Raw genomic sequence first — 25,234 nt, 5'->3', positions numbered from 1 at the left:
GAGTTATTGATGTTCTATGCGATGAGATCAGGCTTCCGCCGGGAGCAGCAATCGGTTCGCCGAGCCGCACACGGTGATTTTGCTTCTGACCACGTCTTTCATGGCATCCATGCCAACCCGCATGTAGAAACGCGGATCGTTGCCCTGCGGGTTCTCGGCAAACCAGGCCTTAACGGCACCAGAGAACGCAATTTTTAGCTCGGTTGCCACGTTCACTTTGCAAACGCCCAGCTCTATGGTGCGGCGAACATCGTCATCCGGCACATCACTCGCCCCGTGCAGCACCAGCGGTACGCTCACCACGTCGCGGATTTCAGCCAGCCGCCGGAAGTCGATTTTTGGACGTTTGGTATAAAGACCGTGAACGGTTCCGATGGCCACGGCCAGGCTGTCGACGCCGGTCAGCGCAACGAAGCGTTTCGCTTCCTGCGGGTCGGTCAGAAACGCGCTTTCAGCGTCCACGCTCATGTCATCCTCCACGCCGCCCAGGCGGCCCAGTTCGGCTTCAACGCTGCAATCGTTGAGGTGGCAGAAGTCGACCACTGCTTTCACCAGCTTTACGTTTTGCTCAAACGGATAGTGGCTGCCGTCGATCATCGCGCTGCGCACACCCGCGTTAACTTTGCGACGAATGTCGTCGAGCGATTCGTGATGATCGAGGTGCAGCGCCAGCGGCATGTCGTAAGTGGTGGAGTACGCGCTGCACAGGGCGTAGATCTCTTCCAGTGCAATGTGCTTAAAGGTGCCCGGCGTGCCCGCGAGGATCACCGGCGATCGCATTTCACTACACACTTCGAGGATCGCCTGGATCGTCTCCGCGTTATGGATGTTGAACGCCGGTACGGCGTAGCCTTTCGCCTGGGCGTCCAGCAGAAGATATTTTGTCGAAATAATACTCATGATCGGATCCTCTTAAGCCTGCCACGGATGAATAACGACGCCCTGCACGACACGGTTAACCGTGCCGCTGGCGGACGGCGTATCCGGGGTATTGCCCACACGAAGTGACTGAGACAGGGCAAAGACCTGGGCGTACATCAGGAAGCAGAAGGCCTGCTCCATATCGATAAACGTGCGAGCAGGGGGCAGCAGGATATGCGGGCCTGCCTCAATGACCGGATCGGTTTCGGCGGCAATGGCCACCACGCGCATGGCCTGACGATCGCGGCGCAGCTCAGCAAGCAGATCCAGATCGTACTGCCGCGTATAGGGGTGGCTGGAGACAAACACCACCACCAGCGTTTCGCGATCCACCAGCGATTTAGGGCCATGACGGAAACCGGTTGGGGAATCGTAGAACGCCGCCAGCTTGCCTGCCGTCAGCTCCAGCACCTTCAGCGCCGATTCACGAGCGGCTCCCTGCAGCCCCCCGCTTCCCAGATAGACGATCCTTTTCCACGGATCGTTGCCAAAGACGCTCTGGCTGAAATCGCCCAGTGACGTGAGGATCGTCTGGCAGCGATCGGCCACATCGCGGAAGGTATGGCTGTTGATCGTCTCCGGGGCGAAGACTGCCAGGCAGCTTGCCATCATGGTGGTAATGCTGCTGGTCATCGCGAACCCGCGATCGTGTGTTTCGGCAGGCATCAGCAGCGCATACGCGTTATCGCTGTTTACCGCAGTCTGATAAAGGCTTCCCGCCTCATTACAGGTGATCGACAGGTGGTAGCACTCCGGCACACACTGGTTTGCCAGTTCAACGGCGGCTACGCTTTCCGGACTATTGCCGGAACGGGCAAACGACACCAGCAGCAGCGGGTGTGCGGCGCTCAGGTAGTCCATCGGATTCGTGACCAGATCGGTCGTCGGTACGGCGGTAATGTTTTTCCCGGTGTGGCTGGCGAGCCAGGGCGAAATGATGTCGCCGATAAAGGCCGAGGTGCCTGCCCCCGTCAACACGATCCGCAGCTCGCGCTTGCGCAGCAGCGGCGTCAGGAAGTTATCGATCGACGCGCGCAGGTTATCGATATTGTTGAGTGAGCGGATCCAGCTGGCGGGTTGCTGGCGGATCTCTTCTTCGGTCCATGTGCCGGTGGTGGCGGTAGTGTTGGTTTCTGACATAACTCAGTCCTTAGTCGTGTGAATTCCACATCAGACGCTGGCAAACGTGTCGCTATCTTTCGTTTCGTTTCACTTGTTCACTTAAGCAGTTAAATAAAATCTATAGAAAAGAAATCGAAAGTTCAATGAAAGAAAAGAAATAAAACGAAAATTGTGATCGGCAAAGAAAAGGCAATGATTAAGGAAAGGAAAAGAAAGACCTTGCGATCGCTTGCCGCAAGGCCCAATAACGAGATAATGAAAGGTCTAAAGGGGGAGAGCCAAACCCTGGATCCAGATCTGCTGAAGGTGGAAACCTTCATCCAGCGCAATCATATTGGCACGCTTGCCCGGTTTTAAGGAACCGAGCTGGCGATCAATACCCAGCAAGCGGGCAGGGTGCAGCGAGGCCATATGGATCGCATCCGCTGGCGTTATTCCCGCCTGCGCCACCATATTGCGCACGGCGGCATCGAGAGACAGCGTACTGCCTGCAAGCCCACCGGAAGCGGTGCGTACCACCCCACCGTGCATGTTGACCTCGTCGCCACACAGCCTGTAACGTCCGTCGGGCATCCCTGCGGCCTGCATGGCATCGGTAATCAGAACGATCCGCTCTTTGGCGCAGCAGGCGCACAGCCGCAAAGCGCCCGGGTGAACGTGATGCCCGTCGGCAATCAGTTCCAGCCATGCCCGCGTGTCCGTCAAGCCTGCACCGACCATACCGGGTTCACGATGATGGAGCCCGGTCATGCCGTTATAACAGTGCACCAGCCCATCAGCGCCCGCCTCAAAAGCGGCAAGCGTTTGATCGTACGTCGCGGCGCTGTGGCCGAGCATGACCCGTATCCCACGCTGCTTAAGGTGGCGGATGGCCTGCAACGCACCGGGTTTCTCCGGTGCCAGAGCGACAACCCTGAGAGTGTGTTGCGATACTTCAATCAGCGAGTCCAGTTCGCTGACATCCAGCTCACGAAACAGCGCAGGCGGATGTGCCCCTTTGTTCTGTGGCGTAAAGTAGGGTCCTTCAAGATAGCTGCCCAGTATCTGTGCGCCAGGACCCCCGGACATGCAGCGCCGGGCGATGCGTGCGAGCGCCCGGTGGACAGTCTCCAGCGGTGCGGTGACGGTCGTCGGTAAAAAAGCCCCTGTGCCTTCACGCGCTTTATGCATCGCCAGCGTGTCCAGCACCTCTGGGGCATCATCCATCACGTCCACACCCGCGCCACCGTGAACGTGGGTATCGATATACGCCGGGCAAAGCTGGTCGGCATCCCGGGCATGCACGCCAGCTGGGATCGGCTCGATGGCGGTGATAATTCCGCTCTCCATGCGTAGCTGGTGATCCTCCAGCCAGCCCTGCTCGGTCAGCAGACGACGCGCGCGCAGCACCTGACTCATATCCCTTCCTCAGCGGGGGCTTCCTCACGACAGCGCCCCAGCTCATCCACCAGGCTGGTCAGGCCGCGATGCCCGCATTCCAGGGCCTGCAGACGAAAGGCTTCGCTGCTTAACCCGTCGCGCTCCAGTACCATCTCAAGCAACAGTTGCAGGTTTGTACCGGTAATCACTTCGCTGCCGGGTCTTTTCATGGCGAGTGTTGATGCCACCCGGAACGGCGTCCCCCCGAGCAGATCGGTGAGAAACACAATATCGTGCTGCTCGTCCAGTTCACTGACTGCCTGTTCAAGCTGCGCGGTCAGCCGCGCGGTGGTGGAGCTTTCAGGAAAATCGATGGCGATAAACTGCGGCTGCTCGCCGAGGATTTGCTTCATCGCCTGTTCAAGCCCGCTGGCAAACCCGCCGTGACCCGTCAAAATAATGCCTAACATTGCGACCTCTTTGCTTTACAGGAAGTGACAGAACTTACCGACAACCCCCAGCACCACGGTGATACCGATCAGGCGCAGTGGGGTCCAGCCGCGACGAACCAGCCAGAACATGGTCAGGGTATAGACCAGCGGCAGGAAAGCGGGCATCAGTTTGTCGATAACATCGGCTTGCAGCTTGACCACCGCATCCCCGGCCTTGATTTCAAGCGTGGTGTTGAGACGTACGTAGGTTGCCACCAGCGCGCCAATGACCGTCATCCCCACGATGGAAGCCGCGTGGCCGACCTTTTTGGTATTGGCTTTAATCAGCGGGATGGCTGCCACACCCATCCGGTAGGCGTAATGTGCCAGGCCAAAACGCAGGCCAAGATGCACTACGTTAAACAGCACAATAAAGACCACCGCACCCAGTATGGAGCCTTGCAGGGCAAGGCTTGCGCCGATCCCGCCGCAAATTGGCAATAGCGTAAGCCAGAACATGGCATCGCCAATGCCGCCAAGCGGTGCCCCCACGGCGATCTTGGTGCTCTGGATACTGTTGACATCCTGCTTGGAGCGCTCCATCGCCAGGATGATGCCAATGACAAATGTCACCAGAAACGGATGCGTATTGAAGAAGCCCATATGGCCTTTCATGGCGCGGGCCAGATCCCGCTTGTTGGTATGGATCTTTTTCAGCGCGGGCAGCAAGCCATACAGCCAGCCGGAAGCCTGCATACGTTCATAGTTAAACGAGGCCTGCAGCAGCATCGAACGCCAGGCGACACGGTTAATATCCTTTTTCGTCAGCTCGGCACCAATATGTTGATCTTCATAGACGTTTTCATTCACGCCCGTGAGCAGCGTCTCTTCGTGGTCAGAAACGCCAGGCAGCGTAGTTTGATTAGATGCCATCTTCGAATTCCTCTTTCTGGGCTGCAGGTGTCGCCGGTTCAGGCGATTTACGCATCAGGTCAATCAGCGCCATTGCCAGCGCGGCCGCGGCAATCGCCAGCACCGGCAGTTTCAACCAGGCTGCGGCAACAAAGCCGATGATAAAGTAAGGGATATAGACGTTTTTCATCATGATTTTCAGCAATACGGCGAAGCCAATTGCGGGCATGATGCCGCCGGCGACGCCGAGGCCGTCAATCAGACGTTCCGGCAGCACATCAATGGCGGTTTTCGCGTGTTCAGCGCCAAAGTAGATCGGCAGGAAGGCACACAGAAAATAGAAGATACCGAGCGCCAGCAGTGCCAGATAGTTGACCCTTTCGATGCCGTTCGTGTCCGCATTGGCTGCCATGCGGTCACAGCGGGACATCACTCCGGACATGACGGAGAACAGGAAAGTGATCCCCATCTGTACCGCAACCGCAAACGGGACTGCGACCCCAACGGCGACATCCGGCTTCACACCGGTGCTGATCGCAAACGTGGTGCCGACAATCGTGCCGATAATGACGTTTGGCGGTTGCGCGCCGGCCAGCGGAGCCAGCCCCATCCAGACCAGCTCCAGCGTACCGCCCGTTAAAATACCGGTGTGCAGATCGCCCAGAATGAGGCCAACCAGCGGCCCGAGCACCACCGGGCGGTGCATGTGTGTTAACCCGTTAAACATATCCAGGCCCGCGATAAAGGCGAGAATGCCCAGCGCGAATGCCTGCAAGAGACTAATTTCCATTGTGAATCCCTCAGAGCAGTTTAAAGAGATCCAAAGCAGTCTCAGTCGGAACACCCTGAACGAAGCATTCCACTCCGGCGGCTTTCAGGCCGTTAAATGCGGCGATATCGTTCGCATCGACAGAGACCGTTTTGGCAATTTGTTTTTTGCCACTGGCGTAATGCAGGTTTCCTACGTTGATACGGGTGATGGGCACGCCGCCTTCGACCAGCGTCAGAAAATCCGCGGGTGATTTGCAGACCAGCAGAATTTTCTGGCGCTCGGCAGCGCGATGAATGTTGTCGATCACTTTTTGCAGCGACCAGAAACGCACGGCGATCCCTTCTGCGAGCACCATCTCCATCAGGTTTTGTTGAACCGGATCCTCAGCGACTTCATCATTAGCGACCAGCACCAGGTTGGCCCCCGCAAACCCAACCCATTGCACACCTACCTGACCGTGGATCAGGCGTTCATCGATGCGGCATAAGACAATGTTTGGCATAGCGCTTTCCTCTTTTTAATTATGCGTTTTGAGTCGTTACGCCTTCGCAGGCGGCATGGTACTGCTGGAGTATGTCCTGAATGTGGTCGAGGATGAGGTCCCGTGGTGTCGACTTGAGAGCACCCTCGCGAACTTTGCTGTACTGCAACGGCAGGTACTGGCTGATCAGCGGCAGCGGGATCGGTTCGTCTGCCAGGTTGCGTACCAGTCGCGCAAAGGCTTCGTCAATCTGGCTGTCCGGCCAGTAATAGCGCACCCGATCGGAGTAGCTATACCCGCGTGCCAGGCGTCGCGCATTGCCATCACCGTGATAATGGCTTTGCCAGTATTCGGGGCGATCGAGCATCACGTTTTCCAGGACATGACGCAGGCCCGAACAGGCTTTTGCAGGCAGCAACTCTTCTTCAATGGCGGCCAGCGAGAACAACGCTTCACGCAGGGCAAAGGTCAGTGCCGGGCCAACTTTGAGGATGGCGAAGTGATCTTTCACCAGCTGGCGCAGCGCCTGCGGTGTCTGGTAGTCGGTAGAGTGCGCTTCAAATATCAGCGTGTCGTAAGCTTCAACCATATGACTCAGGGCGACGGCGTTTTGCGGTTGATAGTCACACACGTGTGCGTGGTCAAACTCAACGCCAGGCTGAACCACCAGGCCAATAATGCGTGGCCAGATGTCGCTTAACCCTTCTTTCTCGAACGCGTGGCGGTGAGCTTCAAGGGTGGCACGCGCGGCTTCTGGGGTCGTGACGGCAAGCTCGGTGAGCGTTTCATGCGCGCCGCCCGGAACCGGCACTTCCGTACCGATGACATAGACCAGGTCAGCGACATCAGCGTGCGCCAGGCTGGTTTTCTCCGCAATTTTCGCCAGGCGTGCCGCGCGTTCGGCAACGATGGCGTCGGTTAACGGAACCGGATCGTCTTCACAGGACATGCTGCAGTCGAGGTGGATCTTTTTAAACCCGGCAGCGACATAGCTTCTGATCAGATCTTCGGCATTCGCCATCGCCTGCCGGGCAGGCAGGTTTTGCCAGCGGTTTGGCCCTAAATGATCGCCGCCGAGGATCAGTTGCGATGTCGGGAAACCAAGGGATTCCGCGAGCTTACAGACGAACCCGTGAAAATCGGCGGGCGTCATACCGGTGTAACCGCCAAATTGATCCACCTGATTAGAGGTGGCTTCAATCAGCAGCGGCGTGTGATGCAGTTGGGCGTAACGAATTGCGGCTTCAAGTACCAGTGGATGTGCGGAACAAACGGCATAAATCCCGTTCGCATTCCCCCGTTTATGTTGTTCCACCATTTCTGTCAGATGTTTCACTTTCCTCTCCATTTCGGATGGTGATGGTTTTCATCTTTCGTTTTGTTTCATTTAATCCTGCATCATGGTGGTATAAAAATAAAACGAAAGATAATAGTTTTCCGATCTGTTTCACAAAAGAAACATAATGAAAGGTTTCAGCGACGAGAGAGTGCGCTGACTGGAAGCAGGCAGGGCTTGCATTCCCATAAAAGAAAGGCGTTAATAGACAAAACGAAATGAAACGAAAGACCATTTATTAAGGAGCTCGCATGAGCAGCACCGATTCATCCGCGGAGAAGCGCGTCACCGGCACCAGTGAAAGGCGAGAGCAGATCATTCAGCGGTTGCGGGCACAGGGAAGCGTGCAGGTTAACGATCTTTCTCATTTATATGGCGTTTCCACGGTGACGATCCGTAACGACCTGGCGTTTCTTGAGAAGCAGGGCATTGCCGTTCGTGCTTATGGCGGAGCGCTGATTTGTGAAGGCAATGCGCCTGGTACTGAACCCTCCGTGGAGGACAAAAGTTCGCTCAATACTGCAGTTAAGCGCAGTATCGCGCAGGCGGCCGCCGCGCTGGTGAAGCCGGGTCATCGCATTATTCTGGATTCCGGAACCACGACGTTTGAAATCGCCCGTATGCTGCGTCAGCACACGGATGTGATTGCCATGACCAACGGAATGAACGTGGCGAATGCATTACTGGAAGCGGAAGGGGTGGAGCTGCTGATGACCGGTGGGCACTTGCGCCGCCAGTCGCAATCCTTTTACGGCGACCAGGCAGAGCAGTCCTTACAGAATTACCACTTTGATCTGCTTTTTCTGGGGGTCGATGCCATCGACCTCGATCGCGGCGTCAGTACCCACAATGAAGATGAAGCCCGACTGAACCGGCGGATGTGCGAGGTGGCAGAGCGTATTATCGTGGTCACTGACTCCAGCAAATTCAACCGTTCGAGCCTGCATAAAATCATCGATACCCAGAGAATCGACATGATTATCGTCGATGAAGGGATTCCGCCTGAGAGCCTGGAAGGGTTGCGTAAGAGCGGGATAGATGTGGTGTTGGTGAAGGGATAAGTTGCCCCCCTCTCTTTGGGAGAGGGGGAAAACGATCACGTCACCGGTGCCGGGTTAAACACCGCCAGCTGGTTATGTAACCCCCATTGATCGGAGAACGTCTTCTTACGGCCGCTTGCCACGTCCAGAATGAAGTGGAACAGCTTCCAGCCGACATCCTCAATACTCTCTTCGCCAGTGGCAATGGTGCCTGCGTTGATGTCCATTAGGTCATACCAGCGGTTTGCCAGCTCGGTACGGGTGGCCATTTTAATCACCGGTACCGCCATCAGCCCGTACGGCGTGCCGCGCCCGGTGGTAAAGACCTGCACCGTAATGCCGGATGCCACCTGCTGTGTGCCACAGACGAAGTCGCTGGCAGGGGTCGCGGCGTAAATCAGGCCGCGTCTGGTGGGGCGCTGGCCCGGGGAGAGCACTTCAACAATGGCGCTCTGGCCGGATTTGGCAATCGAGCCGAGGGCTTTTTCCACCACGTTCGCCAGACCGCCTTTTTTATTGCCCGGAGAGGGGTTGGCGCTGCGATCGGTTTGTCCCATGTCGAGATAGTTATCGTACCAGGCCATCTCCTCAAGCAGGCGTTTGCCCACCTCTTCATTGATGACGCGTGGGGTGAGCAGATGGATGGCATCACGCACTTCGGTCACTTCGGAGAACATCACCGTGGCGCCACAACGGACAAACAGATCCGAGGCATAGCCCACCGCCGGGTTCGCCGTGACGCCTGAAAACGCATCGCTGCCGCCGCACTGAGTGCCTATCACCAGCTCTGATGCCGGGCAGGTCTCGCGCTGGCGCTGGTTCAGTTTTTCCAGATGGCGCTCCGCCACCTGAAGGATATCGTCAACCATTGAACGGAATCCGACGTGATGCGCATCCTGCAAACGAACAATGCTGGCCTCGTCGACCGGAATGGCATTCACATCTTCGGTGCCCTGCAGCAGACGCTCTGGCTGCAGCTTTTCGCAACCGAGACCAATGACCATCACTTCGCCACCGAAATTCGGGTTCAGCGCGATGTTATGGATGGTACGAATCGGTACCACGGCCGCCGGAGCATTGATGGCCACACCGCAGCCGTACAGATGGTTCAGACCTACCACGCCGTCGACATTCGGGTATTTCGGCAGCAGGTCGCGCTCAATGATTTTCACCACGTAATCCACCACGCCTGCCACGCAGTGCACGCTGGTGGTGATACCGAGCAGATTCTTGGTGCCTACGCTGCCGTCCGCATTCCTGTACCCTTCGAATGTGTACCCTTCCAGCGGGGGCAGTGGCTCAGGAACTCGGGTGGCCAGGGGGAGCGTGTTCAGCGGCGGCGCTTCGGGTAGCTCAACCAGCGACTCCTCAATCCAGCTCCCCTGAGGAATAGCGCGAACCGCATACCCGATAACTTCGCCATACCGCACGATTTCACCGTGGGCCGGGATATCCACCAGAGCGACTTTATGCCCCTGCGGAATATGTTCAGTCAGCTCCAGCCCATCCGGGAAACGGGTGCCCGCTTTTAGACCGTTGTCGTTAACAATTATCGCCACATTATCCGTGTCGTGAACTTTGATATAGAACGCCGTCGGCGACGCTTGTCGAATTTCAATGTCGGCCATTGTTCAATATTCTCCAGCAAAATGTCTGATAGTAAATGCAGCCAGGGGATGTTTATTTTCTTATCGCAGAAATAAAGATGCGGCTTGAGTCAATAAAGAATGTCAGGAGACGAGATATCAAAATGTGATCCCGATCGCTCCTTAAACCCGGCGCAGATGCCACCCGGCCAGCAATGCCTGATTCTGTGCATCAGCGCCCATCACGTTGTGCATATGCTCAAAATATTATCAAAACACGCCGCAATGCTTGAGCATTAAAACAATGTGCTGTCATGACGTGAGGATTATACTGAATGACGATTTTATAACGCCTAAATTAAGTCAGGAAATAAATATAACGCTGACGCTGCGTCTGAAAATATAAATATGAACCTGAATAAGACTGCGGAATTAAAAAGGTAAACGTGATGAATAATGATATCTTCCCGAATAAGTTTAAAGCGGCCCTCGCGGCGCACCAGATCCAGATTGGTTGCTGGTCCGCGCTGGCAAGCCCCATCAGCACCGAAGTACTGGGCCTGGCCGGTTTCGACTGGCTGGTGCTGGACGGCGAACATGCGCCGAACGATATCAGCACCTTTATTCCGCAGTTAATGGCGCTCAAAGGGAGCCATAGCGCGCCGGTGGTTCGCGTCCCGACCAACGAGCCGGTAATCATCAAACGTCTGCTGGATATTGGGTTCTACAACTTCCTGATCCCGTTTGTGGAAACGGAAGAGCAGGCGGTGCAGGCCGTGGCGTCAACACGTTATCCGCCGGAAGGTATCCGCGGGGTCTCCGTTTCCCATCGTGCCAACATGTTTGGCACCGTCCCGGACTACTTCACACAGTCCAACAGCAACATCACCATCCTGGTACAGATTGAGAGCCAGCAGGGGGTCGATAACGTCGACGCTATCGCTGCCACCGACGGTGTGGATGGCATCTTCGTTGGCCCAAGCGATCTTGCTGCGGCATTCGGCCATCTGGGCAATGCGGGTCATCCGGAGGTGCAGCGCGCTATTCAGCACATCTTTGCCCGTGCCAACGCGCACGGCAAACCGTGCGGCATTCTGGCGCCGGTTGAGGCTGATGCCCGTCGCTATCTGGAGTGGGGAGCGACCTTCGTTGCCGTCGGTAGCGACCTCGGCGTATTCCGCTCGGCCACGCAGAAGTTAGCGGACGCCTTTAAAAAATAACCATCATTGAGGAAACGAATTATGACGCTGAAAGTGGGTTTTATTGGCCTTGGGATCATGGGTAAACCCATGAGTAAAAACCTCATCAAAGCAGGTTACTCCCTGGTGGTTGCAGACCATAATCCGCAAGCCGTGGCCGAGGTGATTGCCGCAGGCGCAGAAACCGCAGCACACGCCAAAGCGATTGCTGAGCAGTGCGATGTCATTATCACCATGCTGCCAAACTCCCCGCATGTGAAAGAGGTGGCCCTGGGGGAGAACGGCATCATTGACGGAGCCAAACCCGGCCTGGTGGTGATTGACATGAGTTCTATCGCGCCGCTGGCAAGCCGTGAAATCAGTGAGGCGCTAAACGCGCAGGGCGTCGATATGCTGGATGCCCCGGTCAGCGGCGGAGAGCCCAAAGCCATCGACGGCACCCTGTCGGTGATGGTTGGCGGCGACAAAGCTGTTTTCGACAAATACTACGACCTGATGAAAGCCATGGCGGGATCCGTGGTGCATACCGGCGATATCGGGGCGGGTAACGTCACTAAGCTGGCAAACCAGGTGATTGTGGCGCTGAACATTGCTGCAATGTCGGAAGCGCTGACGCTGGCCACCAAAGCGGGCGTTAACCCTGATCTGGTGTATCAGGCGATCCGTGGCGGCCTGGCGGGCAGCACCGTGCTGGATGCCAAAGCGCCCATGGTGATGGATCGTAACTTCAAGCCCGGTTTTAGAATCGACCTGCACATTAAAGATCTGGCGAATGCCCTGGATACCTCCCACGGCGTGGGCGCGCAGCTGCCGCTGACCGCCGCCGTCATGGAGATGATGCAGGCCCTGCGCGCGGATGGTCTGGGCACTGCCGACCACAGCGCGATTGCGTGCTACTACGAAAAACTGGCGAAGGTGGAAGTCTCTCGCTAATAAAAACGGACGCGGGAACGCGTCCGCTATTTTTGCCGAGTGCGGTAACAGGCGACAACTATGAAAATCGTAATCGCGCCAGATTCCTGGAAAGAAAGCCTTTCTGCCTCCGGGGTTGCTCAGGCGATTGAAAAAGGATTTCGGGAAATTTTCCCCGATGCACTTTATGTTTCGGTGCCGGTTGCTGACGGCGGGGAAGGTACGGTTGACGCGATGATCGCCGCCACCCAGGGCACAGAACAGCATGCCAGGGTCACGGGCCCGTTGGGTGAACAGGTTAACGCCTGCTGGGGCATGTCCGGCGATGGCAGCACGGCATTTATTGAGATGGCCGCCGCCAGCGGCCTGGCACTGGTCCCGGCCACCCAACGTAACCCGCTCGTCACCACGTCCCGGGGTACCGGGGAGCTTATTCTCAGCGCGCTGGATAAAGGTGCTCGACATATCATTATCGGCATTGGCGGCAGTGCCACCAACGACGGCGGCGCCGGAATGATGCAGGCGCTGGGGGCCACGCTCCGCGATGCCAACGGTACTGAAATGGGTTATGGCGGCGGCAGCCTGATGGCGCTCAACAGCGTCGATCTCTCCGGCCTCGACGCCAGGCTAAAAGATTGCACAATCCACGTCGCGTGCGACGTCACGAATCCGCTGGTTGGCGAGAGAGGCGCTTCCCGTATCTTTGGCCCGCAAAAAGGGGCGACAGAGGAGATGATCCTCACTCTCGACGCTAATCTCAGCCACTATGCCGATGTGATAAAAAAATCTCTGCGAATTGACGTGAAGCAGGTTCCCGGTGCGGGTGCCGCGGGAGGCATGGGGGCGGCCCTGATGGCCTTCCTCGGCGCGGAACTGAAGAGCGGTATTGAGATTGTCACCCAGGCACTTAACCTCGAAGAACATATTCACGACTGCACGCTGGTACTGACGGGCGAAGGGCGCATTGACAGCCAGAGCATTCAGGGCAAAGTGCCCGTCGGTATCGCCCGTATCGCCAAAAAATACCATAAGCCGGTGATCGGCATTGCCGGCAGTCTGACCCGGGATGTGGGGGTTGTGCATCAGTATGGCATCGACGCGGTATTCAGCGTGCTGAGCCGCGTCGAGTCGCTGGAAGAGGCTTACCGTGGGGCGTTTGACAATATTTACCGCGCCTCGCGCAATATCGCCGCCACTTTGCAGATAGGGATGCACGCCCAAGGGTGACAGCGGGGCACAAACCCTCTATACTGCGCGCCGAAGCTGACCAGACAGTCGCCGCTTCGTCGTCGTCCCCTTTCGGGGGGAGACGGGCGGAGGGGAGGAAAGTCCGGGCTCCATAGGGCAGGGTGCCAGGTAACGCCTGGGGGGGAAACCCACGACCAGTGCAACAGAGAGCAAACCGCCGATGGCCCGCGCAAGCGGGATCAGGTAAGGGTGAAAGGGTGCGGTAAGAGCGCACCGCGCGGCTGGCAACAGTCCGTGGCACGGTAAACTCCACCCGGAGCAAGGCCAAATAGGGGTTCACATGGTACGGCCCGTACTGAACCCGGGTAGGCTGCTTGAGCCAGTGAGCGATTGCTGGCCTAGATGAATGACTGTCCACGACAGAACCCGGCTTATCGGTCAGCTTCAACTTTTTACACAACCCCGCTACGGCGGGGTTTTTGCTATCTGCATTAAATGAGATGAATGACTGTCCACTCCGCTTTCTAAGAAAGAACGCGGCTTATCGGTCAGCTTCAACTTTTTACAAAACCCCGCTTCGGCGGGGTTTTTGCTGTCTGCGCTAAACGAGATGAATGACTGCCCACTCCGCTTTCTATGAAAGAACGCGGCTTATCGGTCAGCTTCAACTTTTTACAAAACCCCGCTTCGGCGGGGTTTTTGCTATCTGCACTAAATGAGATGAATGACTGTCCACTCCGCTTTCTATGAAAGAACGCGGCTTATCGGTCAGCTTCAACTTTTTACAAAACCCCGCTTCGGCGGGGTTTTTGCTATCTGCGCTAAACGAGATGAATGACTGTCCACTCCGCTTTCTATGAAAGAACGCGGCTTATCGGCCAGCTTCAACTTTTTACACAACCCCGCTTCGGCGGGTTTTTTCTTTTATCGGCCTTAGAAATTGCAAGCAAGTGCCACCTGATGCATCGCTCACACGACATCAATTATCATATTTGCGACATTAAGCACATTTCACTGCTTTTACCCCTTCAGTCTCTTTTTCGCATCTGTTGGCGATCGTAATCACAAAATTTCGCGCTAAATAATCCTGATTCTGCAGTATTGTTAATTTGTTATGAATGTTGCTTTTATGATCGTGAATGTTTTCTTATTTGATATATGTATATTGAATTCAAAAACATTTAGCTCATGAATGTGTGATGCATTCCACTGTTTCCCGAAAGTCAGCAAAATCACCCCAGACAAATTTGATAAATTGAAAGAATGTTTTAAAAGAATTACGGTTATTTATTAATCTTTAATTGCCTGAAAGATAGTCTTTATCGATTTTTTTAACGCCGAAAAATTTACCTGTGTTATCGCCATAAAATAAATTTATTACTGCTCTTTTTGTTGATCAATATCAGCGTTATGGTGTATTTATTTTAATATAAGTTATTGATAATAAAATGTTTTAATGGATTATCGTTATGCTGATTAAGGGTGTGAAAAAGCAAATTGTGAGTTACAGCACATACCCCCGTCAGCCATATTGAGTAGAATCCACCCCGTCATAGGGAAATAAGCGCAGAATATTATGAACACTATTATTCTACCGAAAACACAGCACCTCGTGGTATTTCAGGAAGTCATTAAAAGTGGCTCCATTGGTTCTGCTGCAAGACAACTGGGCCTGACGCAACCTGCCGTCAGCAAAATTATCAGCGATATCGAATCTTACTTTGGCGTTGAAGTCATGGTGCGCAAAAACACCGGCGTTAAACTGACTGCGGCAGGCCAGGTATTACTCTCGTATTCTGAGTCGATCACCCGTGAGATGAAAAACATGGTGAGCGAGATTAACAGCCTCAGTTTCAGTACCGTCATGGATGTCTCCTTTGGTTACCCGTCGCTCATTGGCTTCACCTTCCTGTCCGAAATGATCAAAAAATTCAAGGAAGTGTTCCCGAAAGCGCGCGTCTCGATGTACGAAGCTCAGCTGTCCTCTTTCCTGCCGGCCATTCGCGACGGTCGGCTGGATTTTGCCATCGGCACATTAAGTGATGAAATGCTGCTGCAGGATCTTCATGTCGAGCCGCTGTTTGAGTCTGAGTTTGTCCTGGTGGCCAACAAATCACGAACGTGCACCGGCTCGACTACCCTGGCATCACTCACGGATGAACAGTGGGTGATGCCGCAAACCGATATGGGCTACTACAAAGAACTTCTGACCACCCTGCAAGACAATCACATCAGCATTGAAAACATCGTCCAGACCGATTCCGTCGTGACCATTTACAACCTTGTCCTGAATGCCGATTACCTGACGGTTATTCCCCGCGACATGATTGCGCCATTCGGTTCCGACCAGTTTATTGTACTGCCGGTGGAAGATGAATTACCCATAGCGCGTTATGCCGCCGTGTGGTCAAAAAATTACAGAATTAAGAAATCGGCGTCAGTATTAGTCGAACTGGCAAAACAATACGCGTCACTGACCAGTGAAAGACGACGATGATTAAATAACCCTCTGATAACACGTTAACCTTTTTAAAAACACCCAGAGCTTATTTTATCCGTGCTCTGATACCCTGACTTTGCCTGAAGAAAATGAATTATTATAACGAGGATATTATGCATATTACCTACGATCTCCCGGTGACCATTGAAGATATTCAGGACGCCAGAAAACGACTGGCAGGCAAAATATATAAAACCGGCATGCCGCGCTCAAATTATCTCAGCGAACGCTGTAAAGGTGAGATATTCCTGAAGTTTGAAAATATGCAGCGTACTGGCTCCTTCAAGATCCGCGGTGCGTTTAATAAATTAAGTTCGCTGACCGAAGCTGAAAAACGTAAAGGCGTGGTCGCCTGTTCTGCAGGCAACCACGCGCAGGGCGTGTCGCTCTCCTGTGCAATGCTCGGTATCGACGGCAAAGTGGTCATGCCGATGGGCGCGCCGAAATCTAAAGTCGCCGCCACCCGTGACTACTCGGCTGAAGTGGTGCTGCACGGCGAAAACTTCAACGACACCATCGCCAAAGTCAGCGAAATCGTGGAGCTGGAAGGGCGCATTTTTATCCCGCCGTATGACGATCCGAAAGTGATTGCCGGCCAGGGCACCATTGGTCTGGAAATTCTCGAAGATTTGTATGATGTGGATAACGTGATTGTACCCATCGGCGGTGGCGGTTTAATTGCCGGAATTGCAACGGCCATTAAATCCATTAACCCGACCATTAATATTATCGGCGTGCAGTCTGAAAACGTACATGGAATGGCCGCATCGTATCAGGCAGGAGAAATCATTAACCACCGCGTTACCGGGACATTAGCCGACGGATGTGATGTGTCTCGCCCGGGTAAATTAACCTTCGACATTGTTCGTGAATTAGTCGATGACATTGTGCTGGTCAGCGAAGACGAAATTCGTAACAGCATGATTGCCCTCATTCAGCGAAATAAAGTGGTTACAGAAGGTGCTGGCGCACTGGCCTGTGCGGCGTTATTAAGCGGCAAGCTTGATCACTATATTCAGGGGCGTAAAACCGTTTGCATTATTTCCGGTGGCAATATCGATCTCTCCCGCGTATCCCAAATTACCGGCTTCGTTGACGCATAAAGGATGACCTATGAGCAACACAGAAAGCATTATCGTTGGCCAGACAAAAACGTCCTCCTGGCGTAAGTCTGATACCACCTGGACGCTTGGCCTGTTTGGAACCGCCATTGGCGCAGGTGTGCTGTTCTTCCCGATTCGCGCAGGCTTCGGCGGCTTGATTCCTATCCTGCTGATGCTGGTTCTCGCTTTCCCGATTGCGTTTTATTGCCACCGGGCGCTGGCACGCCTGTGTCTGTCCGGCAGTAACGTGTCTGGCAACATCACCGAAACGGTGGAAGAGCATTTTGGTAAGACCGGTGGGGTGGTGATTACGTTCCTCTACTTCTTCGCCATTTGCCCGCTGCTGTGGATTTACGGCGTCACCATTACGAACACCTTTATGACCTTCTGGGAAAACCAGCTCCAGCTGCCCGCGCTTAACCGCGGCGTGGTGGCGCTGTTCCTGCTGCTGCTGATGGCCTTTGTTATCTGGTTTGGTAAAGACCTGATGGTGAAGGTGATGAGCTTCCTGGTGTTCCCGTTTATCGCCAGCCTGGTGCTGATTTCCCTGTCGCTGATCCCTTACTGGAACTCGTCGGTGATTGACCAGGTCAATCTGAGTGATATTGCGTTTACCGGGCATGACGGCATTCTGGTGACGGTCTGGCTGGGGATCTCCATCATGGTCTTCTCCTTCAACTTCTCGCCCATCGTCTCCTCGTTTGTGGTCTCGAAACGTGAAGAGTATGAACCCGAGTTCGGTAAAGCGTTTACCGAGCAGAAATGTTCCAAAATCATCGGTCGCGCCAGCTTGCTGATGGTCGCGGTGGTGATGTTCTTCGCCTTTAGCTGCCTGTTCACGCTCTCGCCGCAGAACATGGCCGATGCCAAAGCGCAGAATATTCCCGTGCTCTCTTACCTGGCGAACCACTTTGCGACCATGTCAGGCACTAAATCAACGTTTGCCACGGTGCTGGAATACGGTGCCTCCATCATTGCTCTGGTCGCTATCTTCAAATCCTTCTTCGGCCACTATCTGGGCACGCTGGAAGGGCTGAACGGCCTGATCCTGAAGTTCGGTTATAAGGGCGATAAGAAGAAAGTCTCCGTAGGCAAACTGAACACCATCAGCATGGTATTCATCATGGGGTCGACCTGGGTCGTTGCCTATGCCAACCCGAACATTCTCGACCTTATCGAAGCCATGGGGGCGCCAATCATCGCCTCTCTGCTGTGCCTGTTGCCGATGTATGCCATTCGTAAAGCGCCGGCAATGGCGAAATATAAGGGCAGACCCGAAAACATCTTCGTCACGGTTGTGGGCCTGCTGACCATCCTGAACATCGTCTACAAACTGTTCTAAACCCTGGCTCAGGAAGAGCGGAGTAACACCATGATTGAGTTTCCGGTTGTATTGGTTATTAACTGCGGATCGTCCTCTGTTAAGTTTTCAGTACTCGATGCCAGCAGCTGTGATGCCCTGATGACGGGCATTGCAGACGGGATTAACACTGAAAAAGCCTTTATTTCTGTGAACGGGGGTGAGCCAGCCAGACTGGCTCACCATGACTACGAAGGGGCGCTGGCAGCCATCGCCCTGGAGCTGGAGAAGCGTGACCTGATGAGCAGCGTGGCCCTGATTGGCCATCGTATTGCGCACGGCGGCGACCTCTTCAGCGAGTCGACCCTTATCACGGAACAGGTTATTGAGCAGATCCGTCAGGTTTCCTCGCTGGCACCGCTGCATAACTACGCCAACTTAAGCGGCGTCGAGGCAGCCGAACGCCTGTTTCCGGGCATACAGCAGGTGGCGGTGTTTGACACCAGCTTCCACCAGACGCTAGCCCCGCAGGCCTATCTGTACGGGCTGCCGTACCGCTATTTTGAAGAGCTTGGCGTGCGGCGCTATGGCTTTCACGGGACGTCCCACCGCTACGTTGCCGGGCAGGCGCATGCCTTGCTCGGGATTTCGCCTGAGGACAGCGGGCTGGTGATTGCCCATCTCGGCAACGGGGCATCCATCTGCGCGGTACGCAATGGTGAGAGCGTGGATACCTCCATGGGCATGACGCCGCTGGAAGGGCTGATCATGGGGACCCGCTGTGGCGACGTTGATTTCGGCGCCATGGCCTGGATAGCCCAACAGACCGGACAGTCATTTGAGGATCTGGAACGCGTCGTCAATAAAGAGTCCGGTCTGCTGGGGATCTCGGGAATATCCTCCGATCTGCGAGCCCTCGAAAAGGCCTGGCATGAGGGACATCAGCGGGCACAGCTGGCGATCCAGACCTTTGTTCACCGTATCGCACGGCATATTGCCGGGCACGCGGCATCGTTACACCGCCTGGACGGTGTGGTGTTCACCGGCGGGATTGGTGAGAACTCCAGACTGATCCGCACGCTGGTGGCGGAACACCTGGCCGTCTTTGGCATCACCCTCGATGAAGCCAAAAATGCCCTGCCGGGCAGCGCAGGTGAGCGTGTGATCACCACCGATTCGTCCCGCGTGGCCTGCGCGGTGATCCCAACCAACGAAGAAAAAATGATCGCGCTGGATGCCCTCCGTCTTGGGGAGGTCACTCCGGCTGCGGCTTATGCCTGACAGAGCGAGAAATTCATGAAAGTAGCAATCGATACGCGCGTTGCCCCTTACAGCGACGCATGGGCCGGGTTTCGCGGTGAAGAATGGAAAGACACCGTCAACGTGCGCGATTTTATTCAGCATAACTATACCCCTTATGAAGGCGACGAAACTTTCCTCGCGCAGGCGACGCCAGCAACGACGGCGCTCTGGGAGAAGGTAATGGTGGGCATTCGTCAGGAGAATGCCACCCATGCGCCGGTGGATTTTGACACCAACATTGCCACCACCATCACGGCCCACGGACCGGGCTATATTGACCAGCAGCTGGAGACGATCGTCGGCCTGCAAACCGATAAGCCGCTCAAACGCGCGCTGCATCCGTACGGCGGGATCAATATGATCCGCAGTTCATTCGAAGCCTATGATCGTGAGATGGATCCGCAGTTCGAATATCTCTTTACCGAACTGCGCAAAACCCATAATCAGGGTGTCTTTGACGTTTACTCCCCCGAGATGATGCGCTGTCGTAAATCAGGCGTGCTGACCGGGCTACCGGACGGCTACGGACGCGGGCGCATCATCGGCGATTACCGCCGCGTGGCGCTGTACGGCATCCGCTATCTGGTGCACGAGCGTGAGCGCCAGTTCGCGGATCTGCAGGGCAAACTCGAACGGGGTGAAGATCTGGAGGCGACGATCCGCCTGCGTGAAGAGCTGGCGGAACACAAACGCGCACTGCTGCAGATCCAGCAGATGGCAGCGAACTATGGCTTCGATATTTCTCGCCCGGCGATGAATGCGCAGGAAGCGGTACAGTGGGTTTACTTTGCCTATCTGGCCGCGGTGAAATCCCAGAACGGCGGGGCGATGTCGCTGGGACGCACGGCCTCGTTCCTGGATATTTATATCGAACGCGATATGCAGGCGGGTCGCCTGAGTGAGATCCAGGCTCAGGAACTGATCGATCATTTCATCATGAAGATCCGCATGGTGCGCTTCCTGCGTACTCCGGAGTTCGACACGCTCTTCTCCGGCGATCCTGTCTGGGCCACCGAAGTGATTGGCGGAATGGGGCTGGATGGTCGCACGCTGGTCACCAAAAACAGCTTCCGTTACCTGCATACCCTGCACACGATGGGACCTGCACCGGAGCCAAACCTGACGATCCTGTGGTCCGAACAACTGCCCGTCGCATTCAAGAAGTACGCTGCACAGATGTCGATCGACACCTCGTCGCTGCAGTATGAGAACGACGACCTGATGCGCGTGGATTTCAACAGCGACGACTACGCCATTGCCTGCTGCGTCAGCCCGATGGTGATCGGCAAGCAAATGCAGTTCTTTGGCGCCCGCGCTAACCTGGCGAAAACGCTGCTGTATGCGATCAACGGCGGGGTGGATGAGAAGCTGAAGATCCAGGTCGGGCCGAAAACCGCGCCGCTGCTGGATGAGGTGCTGGATTACGACACCGTGATGGCGAGTCTGGATCACTTTATGGACTGGCTGGCGGTGCAGTACATTAGCGCGCTGAATCTCATTCATTACATGCACGATAAGTACAGCTACGAAGCCTCACTGATGGCGCTGCACGACCGGGACGTTTACCGCACCATGGCCTGCGGTATCGCCGGGTTGTCGGTGGCGGCGGACTCGCTGTCCGCCATCAAATACGCCACGGTAAAACCCGTACGCGACCATACCGGCCTGGCGGTCGATTTTGTGATTGAAGGGGACTACCCGCAGTACGGTAACAATGATGACCGCGTGGACTGCATTGCCTGTGACCTGGTGGAACGCTTTATGAAGAAAATTCAGGCGCTGCCGACCTACCGCAACGCGGTGCCGACCCAGTCGATCCTGACCATTACGTCGAATGTGGTCTACGGCCAGAAGACCGGCAATACGCCGGACGGACGCCGCGGCGGTACGCCATTCGCACCGGGCGCGAACCCGATGCATGGACGAGACAGGAAAGGGGCGGTGGCCTCGTTAACCTCTGTCGCTAAGCTGCCGTTCACCTATGCGAAAGACGGGATCTCTTACACCTTCTCCATCGTGCCTCAGGCGCTGGGCAAGGATGAGAGAGTGCGCAAAACCAACCTTGTCGGGCTGCTGGACGGGTATTTCCACCACGAAGCGGCCATCGAGGGGGGACAGCACCTCAACGTTAACGTCATGAACCGGGAGATGCTGATGGAGGCGATTGAGCACCCGGAGAACTATCCCAACCTGACCATTCGTGTCTCAGGGTATGCGGTGCGCTTTAATGCGCTGACGCGCGAGCAGCAGCAGGACGTGATCTCAAGGACGTTTACCCAGGCACTGTGATCGTCGTCTGAAACAGGCCCCCTTTGGATAAGGGGGCTTTTTTGTCCGCGGAACATACAAAAATGTTTATATAATTACTCACACATCTTCATCCGCTTCTGAAAAACAATGCGCCTGCTTTTCCCCTGAAACAGTATGTAAGGACAGTAAGATGATGAAAATGACCCGTATCACCCTGGTTGCTGCCTCGCTGGTGGCGTGCAGTTTTGCCGCACAGGCCGCTGACGTTGAAGCTGCCCCCTCTCCGGCGCAGGATCCGCTGGTGCAACACCTCAAGCTGAGCAACGATCAGATTAAGAAGATCGACGCGCTGCATCAGACGCTGGAACAAAATGTCAGCAAGATCCCGATGACCGGCGTGAAAGACGGTGCGCTGATCGAGATGTTCCAGACCGGGAAATGGGATGAAAGCACGGTGAAAAACCAGCTTGCCGCATTCAGTAAAATTGAAGAGCAGACCCGCTATTACCGCGTCAAATACTACTTTGATGTCAGCCAGGTTCTGACAGCGGAGCAGCGTAAACAGGTGAAAACCGATATGGCGAATGCGCTGGCTAACTGATGACACACCCGCGCATGTCGCGGGTTTTTTATTTCTTGATCGGCGTCACTTTTAGAAAATCACCTCCATTATTCCTCATCTAAGAGTGTTTTTTTCTCTCGCTTGCGAAAAGCCTTATAAATATTGTGACTTTTTTCTCCCGCTCTCCACGTATGATTTGTCCATTCCAATAACACACACCTGCAGCAGTCTGGCTCATTATCGCTGGTGGTCAGAATCCCATAAAAACAACTGGTTACCCTACAAAATAAGCGAGTGCCTTATGGATACGGCAACAAACAGCAGTGTGATTGTGAACGATTCACCCGCGGCAAAGCGGGCAGGGATGAGTGAAAGCGAGTGGCAGGAGGCCATTAAATTCGACAGCACCGATACGGGCTGGGTCATCATGAGTATCGGAATGGCCATCGGCGCGGGGATTGTTTTTCTCCCGGTACAGGTGGGGCTGATGGGACTGTGGGTGTTTCTGCTTTCGTCAGTGATTGGCTATCCGGCCATGTACCTGTTTCAGCGGCTGTTTATTAACACGCTGGCAGAATCGCCGGAGTGCAAAGATTATCCAAGCGTCATCAGCGGCTACCTCGGTAAGAACTGGGGCATCTTATTGGGTGCGCTCTATTTCGTGATGCTGGTTATCTGGATGTTCGTCTACTCCACCGCCATCACCAACGACAGCGCTTCCTATTTACACACCTTCGGCGTGACGGAGGGGCTGCTCTCTGAAAATCCGTTCTACGGTCTGTTCCTGATCTGCATCCTGGTGGCGATCTCCTCCCGTGGCGAGAAACTGCTGTTTAAAGTCTCCAGCCTGATGGTGCTGACCAAGTTATTTGTGGTGGCGGCGCTCGGGTTGTCGATGATTGGCCTCTGGCATTTAGCCAACGTGGGCATGCTGCCACCCGTGGGGCTACTCATTAAAAACGCGATTATCACGTTGCCGTTTACCTTAACGTCGATTCTGTTTATTCAGACATTAAGCCCGATGGTGATCTCCTATCGTTCACGCGAAAAATCGGTTGAAGTGGCGCGCCATAAAGCGCTGCGGGCGATGAACATCGCCTTCGCGATCCTCTTCGTGACGGTCTTTTTCTACGCGGTCTCGTTCACCCTGGCAATGGGGCATGATGAGGCGGTCAAAGCCTACGAACAGAATATTTCCGCACTGGCAATTGCCGCGCAGTTTATCAGTGGCGACGGTGCCGGCTGGGTCAAAATTGTCAGCGTTATCCTGAATATTTTTGCCGTCATGACCGCGTTCTTCGGCGTGTACCTGGGCTTTCGTGAAGCGACGCAGGGCATTGTGATGAACATTCTGCGCCGCAAAATGCCGGCAGAGAAAATCAACGAAAACACCGTACAGCGCGGCATCATGCTGTTTGCCATTCTGCTGGCATGGAGCGCGATTGTGTTAAACGCGCCGGTACTGAGCTTCACCTCTATTTGCAGCCCCATCTTCGGCATGGTGGGGTGTTTGATTCCGGCGTGGCTGGTCTACAAAGTGCCGGCGCTGCACAAATATAAAGGCGTGTCGCTGGTGATCATTATCATCACCGGTCTGCTGCTGTGTGTTTCTCCTTTCCTCGCGTTTTCTTAAGGGCAAACAAGGTCGTAACGATGTCAGAGCAAACTCAATCTTTATGGAATCAATTTATTCGGGCGGTGCAGGAGGAAGTTAAACCTGCACTGGGGTGTACCGAGCCGATCTCTCTTGCGCTGGCTTGTGCGATGGCCGCGGAGCTTCTGCCGGGTGACGTCACACAGATTGAGGCGTGGGTTTCACCGAATCTGATGAAAAATGGCCTTGGCGTGACGGTACCTGGCACCGGGATGGTCGGGTTGCCGATTGCGGCGGCACTGGGGGCCATTGGCGGCAACGCGCACGCCGGGCTGGAGGTACTGAAAGATGCCACTGCCGATGCGCTGGTGCGTGCCAAAGCGCTGCTGGACGCTGACCAGGTGCAGGTCAAGCTGCAGGAGCCGTGCGATGACATCCTCTACTCCCGCGCCTGCGTTCACGCCGGACAGGCCTCGGCGATGGTGACCATCGCCGGTGGGCATACGCGGGTGGTGGAGATTGTCTGTCAGGGCGAAACCCGCTTTACGCTTGATTCTCAACCCGACGAGAGGAATGACGATCCACTGGCGGTACTTTCAAACGCCACGCTATCGCAGATCCTTGAGTTTGTGGAGCAGGTGCCGTTTGACGCGATCCGCTTTATCCTGGCTGCCGGACAATTAAATGATGCGCTCTCCCGTGAAGGTTTAAGCGGAAAATGGGGGCTGCACATTGGCGCGACGCTCAATAAGCAGCGCGCTCGCGGATGGATAGCGCAGGACCTGGGCTCGGATATTGTCATTCGCACCAGCGCGGCCTCGGACGCCCGAATGGGCGGGGCGACGCTGCCGGCGATGAGCAATTCCGGATCGGGCAACCAGGGGATCACGGCCACCATGCCGGTTGTGGTGGTGGCGGAACATGTCCAGGCGGATGATGAACGTCTTGCCCGGGCGCTGATGCTTTCACACCTTTCGGCTATTTATATCCACGCCCAGCTTCCGCGCCTGTCGGCGCTGTGTGCGGCTACCACGGCGGCGATGGGGGCGGCGGCAGGCATGGCCTGGCTGATGGGCGGAAGCTATCAGACGCTCTCAATGGCAATCAGCAGCATGATTGGCGATGTCAGCGGGATGATCTGCGATGGCGCGTCCAACAGTTGTGCCATGAAGGTCTCAACCAGCGTCGGCAGTGCCTGGAAAGCGGTGATGATGGCGCTGGATGATTCGGCTGTAACGGGCAATGAAGGGATTGTGGCGCACGATGTGGAGCAGTCGATCGCGAACCTGTGTTCGCTGGCGTGCCGCGCCATGCAGGCGACGGACCGGCAGATTATTGAGATTATGGCACGTAAAGTGTAACGG

At 55.3% G+C, this 25,234-nt stretch carries 21 protein-coding genes and 1 other RNA gene; 13 read left to right on the top strand and 9 right to left on the bottom strand.

All coding sequences use genetic code 11. From position 1 onward, the window contains the following. Positions 1-27: 27 nt before the first annotated feature. From kbaY to kbaZ, 8 genes are all read right to left on the bottom strand, one after another. Entirely contained in the window at positions 28-900 is an 873-nt protein-coding gene (gene kbaY / locus AM379_RS04935) for a tagatose-bisphosphate aldolase subunit KbaY (protein ID WP_106503518.1), read from the bottom strand. Between the two features lie 12 nt (positions 901-912). Next, positions 913-2,061, bottom strand: a complete 1,149-nt coding sequence (locus AM379_RS04930; RefSeq protein ID WP_032680208.1) for an SIS domain-containing protein — start codon at positions 2,059-2,061, stop codon at positions 913-915. A gap of 246 nt (positions 2,062-2,307) precedes the next feature. After that, complete coding sequence (gene nagA, locus AM379_RS04925) at positions 2,308-3,441, bottom strand: N-acetylglucosamine-6-phosphate deacetylase (RefSeq protein ID WP_106503517.1); 1,134 nt, start codon at positions 3,439-3,441, stop codon at positions 2,308-2,310. After that, positions 3,438-3,872, bottom strand: a complete 435-nt coding sequence (agaF, locus tag AM379_RS04920; RefSeq protein WP_106503516.1) for a PTS galactosamine/N-acetylgalactosamine transporter subunit IIA — start codon at positions 3,870-3,872, stop codon at positions 3,438-3,440. Before agaF ends, nagA begins: the two co-directional genes overlap by 4 nt. Before the next feature lie 15 nt (positions 3,873-3,887). After that, complete coding sequence (gene agaE, locus AM379_RS04915) at positions 3,888-4,766, bottom strand: PTS N-acetylgalactosamine transporter subunit IID (RefSeq protein ID WP_025202940.1); 879 nt, start codon at positions 4,764-4,766, stop codon at positions 3,888-3,890. Then, the gene (gene agaW, locus AM379_RS04910) at positions 4,756-5,535 is read right to left on the bottom strand and encodes a PTS N-acetylgalactosamine transporter subunit IIC (protein ID WP_020883559.1); all 780 of its coding nucleotides are present in this window, start codon (positions 5,533-5,535) and stop codon (positions 4,756-4,758) included. Before agaW ends, agaE begins: the two co-directional genes overlap by 11 nt. Positions 5,536-5,545: 10 nt before the next feature. Next, positions 5,546-6,019, bottom strand: a complete 474-nt coding sequence (gene agaV / locus AM379_RS04905) for a PTS N-acetylgalactosamine transporter subunit IIB (RefSeq protein WP_014171751.1) — start codon at positions 6,017-6,019, stop codon at positions 5,546-5,548. 19 nt (positions 6,020-6,038) lie between these two features. Beyond that, complete coding sequence (gene kbaZ, locus AM379_RS04900; RefSeq protein ID WP_020883560.1) at positions 6,039-7,334, bottom strand: tagatose-bisphosphate aldolase subunit KbaZ; 1,296 nt, start codon at positions 7,332-7,334, stop codon at positions 6,039-6,041. A 251-nt stretch (positions 7,335-7,585) separates the two neighbouring features. Between kbaZ and AM379_RS04890 the strand changes: the two genes are divergently transcribed. After that, on the top strand, positions 7,586-8,395 hold the full coding sequence (locus AM379_RS04890) for a DeoR family transcriptional regulator (RefSeq protein ID WP_020883561.1): 810 nt from the start codon (positions 7,586-7,588) through the stop codon (positions 8,393-8,395). A gap of 35 nt (positions 8,396-8,430) precedes the next feature. Here AM379_RS04890 and garD read toward each other — a convergent pair whose 3' ends face one another. After that, positions 8,431-10,002, bottom strand: coding sequence for a galactarate dehydratase (gene garD, locus AM379_RS04885; RefSeq protein ID WP_106503515.1), 1,572 nt, complete (start codon positions 10,000-10,002; stop codon positions 8,431-8,433). Between the two features lie 407 nt (positions 10,003-10,409). Here garD and garL point away from each other — a divergent pair, with 407 nt between their 5' ends. From garL to AM379_RS04825, 12 genes are all read left to right on the top strand, one after another. Then, positions 10,410-11,180, top strand: a complete 771-nt coding sequence (gene garL, locus AM379_RS04880; RefSeq protein ID WP_040018767.1) for a 2-dehydro-3-deoxyglucarate aldolase — start codon at positions 10,410-10,412, stop codon at positions 11,178-11,180. A 21-nt stretch (positions 11,181-11,201) separates the two neighbouring features. Further along, complete coding sequence (garR, locus tag AM379_RS04875; RefSeq protein ID WP_047355544.1) at positions 11,202-12,092, top strand: 2-hydroxy-3-oxopropionate reductase; 891 nt, start codon at positions 11,202-11,204, stop codon at positions 12,090-12,092. A gap of 60 nt (positions 12,093-12,152) precedes the next feature. Continuing rightward, positions 12,153-13,298: a glycerate 2-kinase gene (gene garK, locus AM379_RS04870; RefSeq protein WP_106503514.1), complete on the top strand. Its 1,146-nt coding sequence runs from the start codon at positions 12,153-12,155 to the stop codon at positions 13,296-13,298. 32 nt (positions 13,299-13,330) lie between these two features. Further along, an RNA gene (rnpB, locus tag AM379_RS04865) (RNase P RNA component class A) lies at positions 13,331-13,709 on the top strand. Between the two features lie 1,126 nt (positions 13,710-14,835). Next, positions 14,836-15,756, top strand: a complete 921-nt coding sequence (gene tdcA / locus AM379_RS04860; protein WP_014171743.1) for a transcriptional regulator TdcA — start codon at positions 14,836-14,838, stop codon at positions 15,754-15,756. 116 nt (positions 15,757-15,872) lie between these two features. Continuing rightward, positions 15,873-16,862, top strand: a complete 990-nt coding sequence (gene tdcB / locus AM379_RS04855; protein ID WP_106504347.1) for a bifunctional threonine ammonia-lyase/L-serine ammonia-lyase TdcB — start codon at positions 15,873-15,875, stop codon at positions 16,860-16,862. Between the two features lie 10 nt (positions 16,863-16,872). Continuing rightward, entirely contained in the window at positions 16,873-18,204 is a 1,332-nt protein-coding gene (tdcC, locus tag AM379_RS04850) for a threonine/serine transporter TdcC (RefSeq protein WP_014171741.1), read from the top strand. Positions 18,205-18,234: 30 nt separating this feature from the next. Further along, entirely contained in the window at positions 18,235-19,443 is a 1,209-nt protein-coding gene (gene tdcD / locus AM379_RS04845; RefSeq protein ID WP_106503513.1) for a propionate kinase, read from the top strand. Positions 19,444-19,458: 15 nt separating this feature from the next. Then, positions 19,459-21,753 carry a formate C-acetyltransferase gene (gene pflB, locus AM379_RS04840; RefSeq protein ID WP_106503512.1) on the top strand — a complete coding sequence of 765 codons (2,295 nt, stop codon included), beginning with the start codon at positions 19,459-19,461 and terminating at the stop codon, positions 21,751-21,753. Positions 21,754-21,904: 151 nt separating this feature from the next. Further along, positions 21,905-22,315, top strand: coding sequence for a Spy/CpxP family protein refolding chaperone (locus AM379_RS04835; RefSeq protein ID WP_014171738.1), 411 nt, complete (start codon positions 21,905-21,907; stop codon positions 22,313-22,315). Positions 22,316-22,577: 262 nt separating this feature from the next. Further along, complete coding sequence (locus AM379_RS04830; protein WP_025202948.1) at positions 22,578-23,909, top strand: amino acid permease; 1,332 nt, start codon at positions 22,578-22,580, stop codon at positions 23,907-23,909. A 20-nt stretch (positions 23,910-23,929) separates the two neighbouring features. Further along, positions 23,930-25,231 (top strand): L-cysteine desulfidase family protein, encoded by a 1,302-nt coding sequence (locus AM379_RS04825; RefSeq protein WP_106503511.1) that lies wholly within the window; start codon positions 23,930-23,932, stop codon positions 25,229-25,231. The last annotated feature ends 3 nt before the right edge of the window (positions 25,232-25,234 follow it).

Origin of the sequence: Enterobacter cloacae complex sp. FDA-CDC-AR_0132 (assembly GCF_003010695.1) — a bacterium.
Lineage (GTDB): Bacteria > Pseudomonadota > Gammaproteobacteria > Enterobacterales > Enterobacteriaceae > Enterobacter > Enterobacter ludwigii.
The sequence above is the reverse complement of the archived record's forward strand: the minus strand, read 5'-3'. Positions and strand labels throughout refer to the sequence as shown.

Bases quoted from the DNA above. Each gene is read 5' to 3' on its own strand.
- agaV (WP_014171751.1), bottom strand. From the start codon at position 6,019: ATGCCAAACATTGTCTTATGCCGCATCGATGAACGCCTGATCCACGGT.
- tdcB (WP_106504347.1), top strand. From the start codon at position 15,873: ATGCATATTACCTACGATCTCCCGGTGACCATTGAAGATATTCAGGAC.
- garL (WP_040018767.1), top strand. From the start codon at position 10,410: ATGAATAATGATATCTTCCCGAATAAGTTTAAAGCGGCCCTCGCGGCG.
- tdcC (WP_014171741.1), top strand. From the start codon at position 16,873: ATGAGCAACACAGAAAGCATTATCGTTGGCCAGACAAAAACGTCCTCC.
- tdcA (WP_014171743.1), top strand. From the start codon at position 14,836: ATGAACACTATTATTCTACCGAAAACACAGCACCTCGTGGTATTTCAG.
- agaF (WP_106503516.1), bottom strand. From the start codon at position 3,872: ATGTTAGGCATTATTTTGACGGGTCACGGCGGGTTTGCCAGCGGGCTT.
- garD (WP_106503515.1), bottom strand. From the start codon at position 10,002: ATGGCCGACATTGAAATTCGACAAGCGTCGCCGACGGCGTTCTATATC.
- pflB (WP_106503512.1), top strand. From the start codon at position 19,459: ATGAAAGTAGCAATCGATACGCGCGTTGCCCCTTACAGCGACGCATGG.
- AM379_RS04835 (WP_014171738.1), top strand. From the start codon at position 21,905: ATGATGAAAATGACCCGTATCACCCTGGTTGCTGCCTCGCTGGTGGCG.
- agaE (WP_025202940.1), bottom strand. From the start codon at position 4,766: ATGGCATCTAATCAAACTACGCTGCCTGGCGTTTCTGACCACGAAGAG.
- kbaY (WP_106503518.1), bottom strand. From the start codon at position 900: ATGAGTATTATTTCGACAAAATATCTTCTGCTGGACGCCCAGGCGAAA.
- tdcD (WP_106503513.1), top strand. From the start codon at position 18,235: ATGATTGAGTTTCCGGTTGTATTGGTTATTAACTGCGGATCGTCCTCT.
- garR (WP_047355544.1), top strand. From the start codon at position 11,202: ATGACGCTGAAAGTGGGTTTTATTGGCCTTGGGATCATGGGTAAACCC.
- AM379_RS04890 (WP_020883561.1), top strand. From the start codon at position 7,586: ATGAGCAGCACCGATTCATCCGCGGAGAAGCGCGTCACCGGCACCAGT.
- garK (WP_106503514.1), top strand. From the start codon at position 12,153: ATGAAAATCGTAATCGCGCCAGATTCCTGGAAAGAAAGCCTTTCTGCC.
- nagA (WP_106503517.1), bottom strand. From the start codon at position 3,441: ATGAGTCAGGTGCTGCGCGCGCGTCGTCTGCTGACCGAGCAGGGCTGG.
- agaW (WP_020883559.1), bottom strand. From the start codon at position 5,535: ATGGAAATTAGTCTCTTGCAGGCATTCGCGCTGGGCATTCTCGCCTTT.
- AM379_RS04930 (WP_032680208.1), bottom strand. From the start codon at position 2,061: ATGTCAGAAACCAACACTACCGCCACCACCGGCACATGGACCGAAGAA.
- AM379_RS04825 (WP_106503511.1), top strand. From the start codon at position 23,930: ATGTCAGAGCAAACTCAATCTTTATGGAATCAATTTATTCGGGCGGTG.
- AM379_RS04830 (WP_025202948.1), top strand. From the start codon at position 22,578: ATGGATACGGCAACAAACAGCAGTGTGATTGTGAACGATTCACCCGCG.